The sequence below is a fragment of the Streptomyces sp. NPDC051183 genome, assembly GCF_040682455.1.
Lineage (GTDB): Bacteria > Actinomycetota > Actinomycetes > Streptomycetales > Streptomycetaceae > Streptomyces.
This window is the reverse complement of record NZ_JBFBBA010000092.1, coordinates 1-9,155: the sequence shown is the minus strand read 5'-3', so window position 1 is coordinate 9,155 and position 9,155 is coordinate 1. Positions and strand designations below refer to the sequence as shown.

General features: G+C 70.6%; 14 protein-coding genes and 2 pseudogenes. 5 read left to right on the top strand and 11 right to left on the bottom strand.

The features are described from left to right. Positions 1 to 528: 528 nt before the first annotated feature. From AB0M99_RS37130 to AB0M99_RS37095, 8 genes and pseudogenes are all read right to left on the bottom strand, one after another. Positions 529 to 783 (bottom strand): annotated as a pseudogene (locus AB0M99_RS37130) (ATP-binding protein); the annotation flags it as partial. A 125-nt stretch (positions 784 to 908) separates the two neighbouring features. Then, a complete protein-coding gene (locus AB0M99_RS37125; protein ID WP_365928591.1) occupies positions 909 to 1,436 on the bottom strand; it encodes a hypothetical protein in 528 nt (175 codons plus the stop codon). A 48-nt stretch (positions 1,437 to 1,484) separates the two neighbouring features. Beyond that, positions 1,485 to 1,748, bottom strand: coding sequence for a hypothetical protein (locus AB0M99_RS37120; protein ID WP_365928593.1), 264 nt, complete (start codon positions 1,746 to 1,748; stop codon positions 1,485 to 1,487). 90 nt (positions 1,749 to 1,838) lie between these two features. Then, positions 1,839 to 2,168 (bottom strand): hypothetical protein, encoded by a 330-nt coding sequence (locus tag AB0M99_RS37115; protein ID WP_365928589.1) that lies wholly within the window; start codon positions 2,166 to 2,168, stop codon positions 1,839 to 1,841. Between the two features lie 79 nt (positions 2,169 to 2,247). After that, complete coding sequence (locus tag AB0M99_RS37110) at positions 2,248 to 2,709, bottom strand: hypothetical protein (protein WP_365928587.1); 462 nt, start codon at positions 2,707 to 2,709, stop codon at positions 2,248 to 2,250. Beyond that, a complete protein-coding gene (locus tag AB0M99_RS37105; RefSeq protein WP_365928585.1) occupies positions 2,706 to 2,918 on the bottom strand; it encodes a hypothetical protein in 213 nt (70 codons plus the stop codon). The genes AB0M99_RS37110 and AB0M99_RS37105 overlap by 4 nt, the downstream gene beginning before the upstream one ends. Positions 2,919 to 3,209: 291 nt before the next feature. Then, on the bottom strand, positions 3,210 to 3,749 hold the full coding sequence (locus tag AB0M99_RS37100; RefSeq protein WP_365928583.1) for a GNAT family N-acetyltransferase: 540 nt from the start codon (positions 3,747 to 3,749) through the stop codon (positions 3,210 to 3,212). 11 nt (positions 3,750 to 3,760) lie between these two features. Then, positions 3,761 to 5,041 (bottom strand): hypothetical protein, encoded by a 1,281-nt coding sequence (locus tag AB0M99_RS37095; RefSeq protein WP_365928581.1) that lies wholly within the window; start codon positions 5,039 to 5,041, stop codon positions 3,761 to 3,763. A gap of 234 nt (positions 5,042 to 5,275) precedes the next feature. On the opposite strand from AB0M99_RS37095, the gene AB0M99_RS37090 reads away from it, so the two are divergent. The 5 genes from AB0M99_RS37090 (at position 5,276) to AB0M99_RS37070 (ending at position 8,096) form a co-directional block, all read left to right on the top strand. After that, positions 5,276 to 5,539, top strand: coding sequence for a hypothetical protein (locus AB0M99_RS37090; protein ID WP_365928579.1), 264 nt, complete (start codon positions 5,276 to 5,278; stop codon positions 5,537 to 5,539). Then, positions 5,536 to 5,739, top strand: a complete 204-nt coding sequence (locus AB0M99_RS37085; RefSeq protein WP_365928577.1) for a hypothetical protein — start codon at positions 5,536 to 5,538, stop codon at positions 5,737 to 5,739. Before AB0M99_RS37090 ends, AB0M99_RS37085 begins: the two co-directional genes overlap by 4 nt. 588 nt (positions 5,740 to 6,327) lie before the next feature. Next, positions 6,328 to 7,182, top strand: coding sequence for a methyltransferase domain-containing protein (locus AB0M99_RS37080; protein ID WP_365928575.1), 855 nt, complete (start codon positions 6,328 to 6,330; stop codon positions 7,180 to 7,182). Positions 7,183 to 7,194: 12 nt separating this feature from the next. Continuing rightward, positions 7,195 to 7,440, top strand: a complete 246-nt coding sequence (locus AB0M99_RS37075) for a DUF6087 family protein (RefSeq protein WP_365928572.1) — start codon at positions 7,195 to 7,197, stop codon at positions 7,438 to 7,440. 113 nt (positions 7,441 to 7,553) lie between these two features. Further along, a complete protein-coding gene (locus AB0M99_RS37070; protein ID WP_365928570.1) occupies positions 7,554 to 8,096 on the top strand; it encodes a hypothetical protein in 543 nt (180 codons plus the stop codon). 31 nt (positions 8,097 to 8,127) lie between these two features. Here AB0M99_RS37070 and AB0M99_RS37065 read toward each other — a convergent pair whose 3' ends face one another. The 3 genes and pseudogenes from AB0M99_RS37065 to AB0M99_RS37055 all read right to left on the bottom strand — a co-directional run. Beyond that, positions 8,128 to 8,334 (bottom strand): hypothetical protein, encoded by a 207-nt coding sequence (locus tag AB0M99_RS37065; protein ID WP_365928568.1) that lies wholly within the window; start codon positions 8,332 to 8,334, stop codon positions 8,128 to 8,130. Between the two features lie 10 nt (positions 8,335 to 8,344). Next, complete coding sequence (locus AB0M99_RS37060; protein ID WP_365928566.1) at positions 8,345 to 8,995, bottom strand: hypothetical protein; 651 nt, start codon at positions 8,993 to 8,995, stop codon at positions 8,345 to 8,347. A gap of 76 nt (positions 8,996 to 9,071) precedes the next feature. Beyond that, positions 9,072 to 9,155, bottom strand: a pseudogene (locus AB0M99_RS37055) (transposase); the annotation flags it as partial.

The window sequence follows — 9,155 nt, the reverse complement described above, 5'->3', positions numbered from 1 at the left end:
CGCCCGTCGAATACGAAGCCAACTACTACACCGAACTCACGAAACCCCAGGTCACAACCACAGTCTGAGATCTCTATGGAACCCGGGGCGGTTCATGCGCCTGCTCTGGGGGGACTGGGGCAGGGGATGTGCCTGCTCTGGGGGATGGACTTGTTTGTAAGCACTTCTTTTGGGACCAGAGTTCGGAGTTCTTTTGGCTCCACTGAGCGGGTGCTGGGGGCGTGCGAGAAGCGGGTTCGCGCCCCTGGTACCAAGTTGTTTTGGCTCCACCACGATCGGGTGGTTCTGCTGGCCGGGGGTGGGGGCCGGAGCGGTAGCGTTGGGCCATCGGATCCGGTCACCGGCGTGCCCCTGACAGGTGCGTCGACTCTGCGGATCTCGACCCGTGTTCGATCCGGGACCGACGGATTCTCCGAGCCGCGGTGGACGACGAGAACGGGCATTGGCTCGGTCGCGCGGAGAGCGGGCGGGCTCAGCATGGCCGAGGCCGGTGCCCCCTTGGGGCGCCGGCCTCGGTGTTGGAACGGGTCAGGCCCGGCGGCGCTTCTCCTGGGTCTGGGCGAGGCGGAACGAGTCGGTGCCGGTCTCGATGATGTGCGCGTTGAAGGTCACCCGGTCCACGATCGCCGCGCAAAGCCGGGGGTCGGTGAAGGTCTGCTTCCACTCCGAGAACGGGGCGTTCGAGGCGATCGCGATCGCGCGTCGCTCCTCACGTTCAGTGAAAACCTGGAACAGCAGCTTCGCGCCGGGCTTGTCCAGGTCGAGGTAGCCGAACTCATCCAACTATGCGGATATCCGCATAGGTCGACCTATGCCGAGACCGCGACTACGCCGAGAAGGCTGTCGGCAAGCCTGATCGTGGGCTGTGCGGCGGCTGTTCTGCTCGGCATAGTCGACGGCGGGAGGATCTATCCTGCCCAGGGATTCGGGCCCTGCTTGAGGACGACCAGCCCGCATGGCTGGTCGGCGGGCCAGAGGTCGATCCGATAGAGGAAGTGATCGCCGGGGCCGCCGGTGGTGTCGACGGCCGGTGGGTCAGACGGAATGTAGGAGACCCGGGCTCGCAACAGCCCAGCGGGAACGGTCATGCTCGGCCCGTCCTCCGGGTGGACTCCCGGGCTGGACACGGCGAGTTGGCCAGTCGGGGCAGCCAGGTCCACCTCCACGATGTGCTCAGCCGCCGACTCGATCATTGGTGCGGACGTGCGGACGGTGATCAGCGATTCGACCATGTCATCCCGTGCGGTGCCGACGGAGATCGAGTGCGGTTCCACCCCGATGCGGTGAACGTGTACCGCTTCGTCGGTCCAGCCAGCCGGCGGTAGGTCCGGGTCCGTCGCATGCTCGGCCATCCACGCGTCATAAGGCTCAAGGTCTTGGACATAGAACTGCCCGTGATCGGCATCGATCAGGAACTTCAACGAATCATCAGCCACCGCCGCAGGCTATCGAAGCGCACTGTCACCCCCGGCTCCGCTCACGACTCACAGGCGGTCGAGGAACGCGAGGACCTTGTCGGTGGGCTTGTAGCGGCCGGGGCGGGCGGTGACCGGTGCAGTCAGAGAGAGCGCCTTCTCCTTGATGGTCATGTCGGCGTGGACGTAGGCGTCGGTGGAGCGGACGCCGGCGTGGCCAAGCCAGAGTGCGATCACTGTGGTGTCGACACCTGCCTGAAGTAGGGACATCGCGCAACTGCGGCTTGTGTCCGCAGAGCCCGTGTGCGGATGAACCGTGTGGTCATTGAACAGGTCGGCTTCCGACGCCGTGTTCGTGACGTCGAGATCTGCATGTGTTGCATTCCGACGGATCTGGCGTGACGCAGCTCACTCCCTAGCGGGTCAGCCGGCAGGCGTGAATCCATCGGATTGGTCGAGTTGGAAGAGCGGACCGGGCGTCTCCGGTGTCCATCCCCCGGCTTGGGCCGTGCGGATCGCGGTAGCCACCTCCGCTGGCAGGACGGCACGGGCAGGGATGCCGAGCCAGTTGCTTGGGTGGGGCCGGTTCGTGGTGACCAGCAGCGTGGCGCCTGGCGTCTCGTCCTGTTCGACCGCGTAGGCCAGTGGCCGCCAGGCCAGGCCGCGCGCGTAGGTCGCCCGCCTGCGGACCGTCCATCGGTAGGTGACGCCGTCGACGCTGATGCGCCGCGAGCCCTTCCTGACGAGTGCCATGACCTCCTCCTTCTCCTGGTGGGACAGTATCCGAGGCGGCCCAGAACGGTGTCGCATGAATTCTCGCCGCCGATGGGCTTCAACTGCAGGTCCCGATGACCGTGGTCCGCGGTGCGGGGAGGCGGGCGATCCGGGTGTCCGCGGCGGAGGCCTCCCGCAGCCGGACGATCTCCTCGTGCTGGGCGGCGAGCCGGGCCAGGGCCTGCTCGCGGAACTCGACCAGGTCGGCGTTGCCCTGTTCCGCCTCCGCGAGTCGCTCTTTGAGCTTCGCGTTCTCGGCCTTGAGGCGGGCGATTTGGGCCTCGCGCGGGTCGGGTGTCTCGCCGGCCTGCTGGAGTGCCTGCAAGCGGCGTTCGAACTCGGCGCGGAGGTGAGCGTAGGGGCGGGTGCCGTAGAACGCGGTGCGGTCGACACCGGCCTCTTGGGCGAGGGTCTTGACGTCGCACTTCCCGCCGGGCGGGATCTCGCCGCGCAGGAGCCGGTCCATCGCGGCCCTGATGCGGTTCTCGTTCTTGGCCCTCTGGGCTGCCGAGATCCTCATGCCGACTCCTTCTCGTTGCTTGCGGCGGCCGCGTCGATCTCGGCGACCACGCGGGCGGCCCTGTCGTAGTCGGTTTGGAGTCGGGCGCGTTCGGTCCTGCGGGTGGTGCCGAGCTGGCCGAGGAAGGTCTCGGTGCGTTCGGCGTGCTCGGCCCAGACGGGCCGGTGACAGGGGTGGTGGGTGGCCTGCGTGCGATCTCTCGGTTTCATGCCAGTGCGCCACCTGCACGAATACCGCCCCGTGACAGTGGAATCACCCCGACCTCTCACATCCACGACAGTGAGATCTGCCCCGAAAAAAGACCCTGACCAGCACCAACGCCCAAACCCTCGCTGTCTCTCACACCACTGTCACGAAGCCGAGAGATCGCAGGCGGCGGTCCGTGCAGGCTGAGTGACCATGACGCCGCACCGTAACGGATGTCCGATTTTCCGGGTCAGTTGTGACAGCACGGCATCATGGTCACGGTCGCCGACCTATGGACGCCTCCCGCTCCTCAGCTAGCCCAACAGCGTCTTGGCCATCGACCGGTACACGGGTGCGCCCTCCCATGGCTGGGTGAGGCCTACCAGCCTGTACCCGAGTCGTTCGTACCAGGCGGCGGCCGGCGCTTCCGGGCGGACGGTGAGGGTGACCCGCTCGGCGGTCACTCCGTCCAGCAGCGCGGTGTGCAGGGCCCGGCCGATGCCGTGGCCGCGCCGGTCGGCGAGGACGGCGAGTTCCATCACGACGAACGTGCGGCGGCCGTCCTCGCGGGTGAAGTCCTCTGGCAGCTCCGTGTCCAGGAAGCCGGACCACCACCCGGTGGTGGACGCGAGGGGCAGGCCGTACGCGAAGCCGACGAGCTCGCCGCCGTCCCGGGCGAGGACCAGGCGAAAGCCCGGGGTCTTGTGCTCGCGCTGGTAGCGCTCAAGGAACTCGGCGACGTCCCGGGGGCCCTCCAGGTATGGGGGTTCGGCGAACACGGCCTCGTAGACGGGGGCTAGGTCGTCCAGCTCCCGCCCGGCGGCGGCGGTGACGGTGACGGTGGTGAACTCCACGGGGCTCCTCATCAGGCGGGACGGACACGATGCAGTTCGCGACGGGCCACGGCCAGAGACTCCCGCGCCCGCCCCGACGACACTTCGGTGAGCAGGGCCTCGCCCTGCTCAATGTGGTGCGCCGCCTCGTCGGCCTCGCCGGAACGCGCGAGCGCACCGGCCAGTCCGGCCCGCTGGAGCACCTCGTTACGGGCGTAGGTGGTCTCCTGGCGCTCCAGGGCGCGGCGCAGCCACGACACCGCCGCGCGGTGGTGTCCGGCCGCGGTGAACAGCTCGGCCTGCGCGGCGGCGAGTTCGGCCGGCCCGTGGAAGGTCGTCCAGTCCGGCGCTGGCCGGGACCCGCGGTCTTTCTCGTAGAGGCGGGCCGCGTTCGCCAGAGTGGAGCGCGCGGACGCCGAGTCGCCCAGCATCGCCAGCGCCCGCGCCTCGCGGGTGGCGAGGATCGACAGCAGCGACGGCGGCGCCCACGGAGCGGCGAGCGAGGCGGCCCGCCGGGCGTGGTCCAGCGCGAGGCGGGGCTGCTGCTCGCGCAACTCCAACAGCGACATGGACGCGAGCACGACGACGGCGAGGGAGTCGTCACGCAACTCGGTGGCGGTGTCCTGAGCCTGGCTCCAGTACGTGCGGGCCCGGGTGTGGTCGCCCGCGTCGAAGGCGAGCCATCCGACGTGTTCGGCGGTCTCGCCGGAGATGAGCCGCAGCTGGCGGCCGATCGTCTCGGGGTAGGACCCGGTGTCGATCAGGCGCCGGATTCGGGTGTGGTGGGCGGCGGCGAGGGGGCCGACGGTGTTGCCGCCGAATCGGTCGTCGAGCCCGTAGAGAGCGCTCAGGCCCTGGCGCAGGTCGGTCACGGTGTCCGTACCGACACGGGGGCCGTCGTAGGCGGTGGCGGCCGGCGCCCCGATCCCGGTCACGGCGAGGGCGGCGCCGCCCACAGCGGCCAAGACGGTTCGGCGCTCCATGGAATCGGGCCGCCTTTCACGCAGTTCGGGGATCGGGTCCAGCACCGGCACGGGGACGGTGACGGGGTTGCGGCGGTGCTCCGGCACCCGGAACCCCGCCTGCTCCAACGGGATGCCCAACATGGCTTCTAAGACGCGCTGACGGCCCGGCTGCGGGCACGGCGGCGAGGGCGCCCGCCACCGGCGCACCTGCCGGTCGGTGACGTCCTCCCGCTCACCGATCCGCCGCGCGACGGCCGCGTACACGCGGATGAACGTCGCCGGGCTGTGCCACCCGAACCCGTCCACCAGTCCGGCGAACACGGTCTGCTCCTCCGCCGGTTCGGACATCAGCAGCCCCCTCTTGTCGCCGCGCCGTGGCCTCACTTCGCACGGTAGAGGCAGGCGCCCCGGACTTTCAGGCGTACCGGGTCAGGAAAGTCCGGCACAAAGTCCGGTACACCCCAAGCCTGCCCGCCCCGGTAGCCGGTTGACTACCCACAGCACATCCCCCCGGGGGTGCGCCCCGGCCTAGCAGCGGGGCGCACTCCCACCCCTCAGCCGACACCGGTAGGAGGTACGGACGTGATCTTGAGCGACGCGAACGTGTGGGTCCGGGACAACAACGACCACCCCCTTGTGGGACGGGAGGTCATCCACCCTGCCACCGGCCGTACCGGCACCGTCGGGACCGTGCTCGTGCGCACCTCGAAGGCGACCGGCCGCACCATCAGCCGGACCGCCCACATGCGGCCCCTGGACGGATCGGGCCGGGAGTGGACGGCCGACCCCCGGGAGCTGGAACCCCTGCGCCACCTCGCCCCGGACATGCCCGCAGGCGCCCGGTGAGCGGGCCCCTGGCCTGGGTCGGCGACCAGGTAACCGACGCCGATGGGCGCGCCGCCATCGTCACCGACGTCCGCGCTAGCGGGACCGTGTGGGTGCTGCGCCCCGTCTACACCGGGAACTTCGCCACCCGGTGGGAGACGACGAAGCCCGAGACCCTCGGTGTGGTCAAGCGCCGTACCGACCGGATCGCCAACCCCTGAGACTGCCCTGCGACGGGTCCACCCGCGCGCAGGGCCGCCGGCCCGGCACCCCACCCGGCCGGTACCGCACCACCGACGAGAGGAAGACCATCATGAGCAAGAACAGCGGAAGCGGCGGGAGCGGCGGGAGCAGTGGAGGGAGCGGAGGAAGCGGCGGCGGAAGCCACGGCGGCGGGTCCGCGCCGATCTCCACCCCGCCCCCGCCGCCGCCGTCCAACCCCGACACCAGCACCCCCAGCGGCGGCGGGAAGCACAGGTAGCCATGACCGCCATCGCACACCAGCAGCGCCCCAGCCGTACCGAGCTGGGGCGCTGCCTCATGGAATCCGGCGCCCTCACCTCCGACTGGGCGCCCACGTTCGCCGCCGTGGACCGTGCCGAGTTCCTGCCGCGCCTGATGTGGCCGTTTCTCCCCGGCGGCGAGGCCGCGGTGGCCCAGGCCGTCACCGTCGACCGGCGTACGGATCCGGCGGCCTGGTACGGGTACGCGGACAGTGACCTGTCGATCGTCACGCAGTGGGACGACGGCGACCATCGCGGCACTGACCCGGGACGCGTGGCGACGTCGTCCAGCTCGCAGCCACCGTCGTGTTCCAACTCCTCGCCGCCCTGGACGCCGATACCGGCATGCGGGTCCAGGACGCGGGCACCGGCACCGGGGAAACCGCCGGCCTCCTCACCCACCGCTGCGGCGCCGAGAACGTCGTCACCATCGACGTGGACCACGCCGTCTCGGCCGCCGCCCGCGAACGGCTGTGCAGGCTCGGCCTGTACGCCGAGGTCCTCACCGGTGACGCCCTCGCCGGTCACCCGGGGGAAGGGCTGTACGACCGGGTGCTGTGCACGTTCGGCGTCCGCTCCATCCCCCGGGCCTGGATGGATCAGGTCCGCCCCGGCGGGATCATCGCCGTCCCCTACGGCACCCACTACAGCAACCGGGACGCGCTGCTGCGCCTCACCGCGTACGGCGACGGCACCGCGTCCGGCCGCTTCCGGGCGGGGATCGAGTTCATGCGGGCCCGGTCGCACCGGACCGTGTGGCCGGCCCACGAGGACTACGTCACCACCTGGCCCGGCTCGACCGGCACGGCAGTGCAGCCCGACCAGCTCGCCGACACCGACGCCGAGTTCGTCATCGGCCTCGCCGTACCCCACATCACCCACACCGTCTTCCGCGAGGAGGACGGCACCCGGGCCGCCTGGTTTTACTCCCGCACCGACCGCTCATGGGCGGCCGTGCGCTGGCCGGAGGAGGACGGGCCGGGCACCGTCTACCAGCACGGGCCCCGACGCCTGTGGGACGCCGTAGAAGCCGCCTGCGCCTGGTGGGAGGAGCAAGGCCGCCCCGGTCTCGACTCCTTCGGCCTTACGGTCACACCCCAGGGTGAGACACCATGGTTGGACGAACCGGGGAACCTGCTGCCGGGGGCGCAGTGGCGATAGAGGAGGACGGCCGTGGGCGAGCGCGAGGAACCGCTGAAGCAGTGGGCGGCCCGACGCGACCAGCGGCGCGCATCCGACCGGCAGATCACCGGCCGCCGCCGCGCCGAACCCCTGGACGCCGCCGCCCGAGGCCGCGCCGCGCACCTCGCCCCCGACGCCCCCCGCGTCCTCCTGGAGCTCGACGTCGAGTCCGGGGAATGGGTGCCTGTCGGAGTCGCCGCCACGGCCGCCGAGGCCGCGCTCTTCCTGACCGGCTGACGCCGCCACCCTGCCTATCAGCCCCCCTGCGGATCGCCCGCAGGGGGGTTTCCTGCTGTCAGGAGTCTCGTTGGTCTGGGTGCGGGCTGGTGTGTCCGGATTCAGGAGGGTGTGTGTACGGGGAGCTGTGGGCGTGGGCGCAGGCGGAGCCGGGCAAAGCCGCTCTTGCGGCCGTGATGATCGGAGTCCCGGCGGCCGGGGCGCTCGCGCAGCAGCGGCAGAAGGAGAAGGCGGGGCGGCCCGGAGCGGGGGCGCCGCCGACGCGGGCCGCCGATGCATTGCTGGTGCGCTTCTTGTCCGGGCGGGATCTCAAGCCCGGTGATCCGTCCTCGTCGGCCACCTGGTGGTGCGCGGGGACGCAGGTGCGACGTGACCGGACCGCCGCCGACCTCGCCGCCGACCCGGGCCCCTACGAGAAGGAGACGGGCGGGGCGCTGCGCGCGGTCGTGTCCGGGGCCCGGAGGTGGTCCTGCTGGCCGCGTGCGGCCCGTACGGCGGTCCGCTTGGCGGTGCCTGCGGTGGCCGTGTCGGCCTGGTGCGGTTGGTGGCCGGCCGTGGTCGCCGTGGCCGGGGTGCTGGTGCTCGTCGGTCTGGTGGCGGCGGTGACGGGCCCGGCGGTCCTTAGTGGTCTGCGCTCGAAGTCCTTCGGGGGTTGACCCCGGAGCCGATGTCGTGCGTGGTGTCCTGTCAGATGTCGAGGGCAGCGAGGTGGAGCTGGCAGGCGCAGTCGAGGGCGTCTTCGGGGGTGCCGGCAAGGCCGCCGGTGGGCAGGATGGAGCCTTCGTAGCGGTCACTGCCGACGTAGTAGAGGGCGAAGCCCCACCTGCCGACGGCGCCGGTGTAGCGCAGCCGCATCAGCTTGACCTGTTCGCAGTCGGCAAGTTCGGCCTCCACGTAGGCGGGATCAGCCGTCGCCCGGCTGGTCGGGGCGTTCCCGACAAAGGCGCGCGAGGCAGCGGCGGGCAAGGTTCGGATCCATGCCCCACTGCTCGAAGAAGGCGGGGCCGATCGCGCCGCTGGAGACCAGGCAGCACAGCAGCTCCACGAGCCGGTCGTCGCCCGGCTCCTGCCCTGGCGTTCCGGCGCCACCGACGACGGCCTGGGCCGTCAGCAGTTGTTCGCGGGTGAACGGACTTCCGTGGAGAGTCTCGCCGTGCGCGCGAACCCGGACGGTGTACAAGCCCGGTGCGGTGGTTCTGAAACTACCGGCGTAGTCGCCGCCGGGCTTCGGTTTCAGGAGCACGGTGTGGCTGCCGCCGCTCGGCCATGTGACCTCCGCCCACACCGTCGCGCGGTCCTCGACCGGTACGTCGTACTCGCGAAGGCGGGCGATGAGCGCCACGTCCGCGCCCGGCCGGAGGTCGCCTTGCAGGGCATCTGCCTGGAAGGACAGGTTCGAGTGGCAGTGGACCAGCAGGTCGTAGGGCAGCGCGGTCTGCGTTTCGGACTCGCGGAGCCGTTTCAGTACCGCAGTCCACACGCCCTGGTGGGCCGACACAGCCGGGTCGGGTACTGCGGGCAGCGCCAACCGGTGGTAGGCCACGTCGTCGCCCACGACGTAGTCGCCGGTTCCGAGTTCAGCTGCTGTGTCGGCCTCGAAGACCGTGCCGTCCGGCGTTTCTAGTGCCGCATCAGGCAACGTTCGCCCTGTTCACGACGTAGCGGAGGCGCTCATCTTGAGCGTGCTTGTTCCGCCAGATGATGTAGCGGCGGAT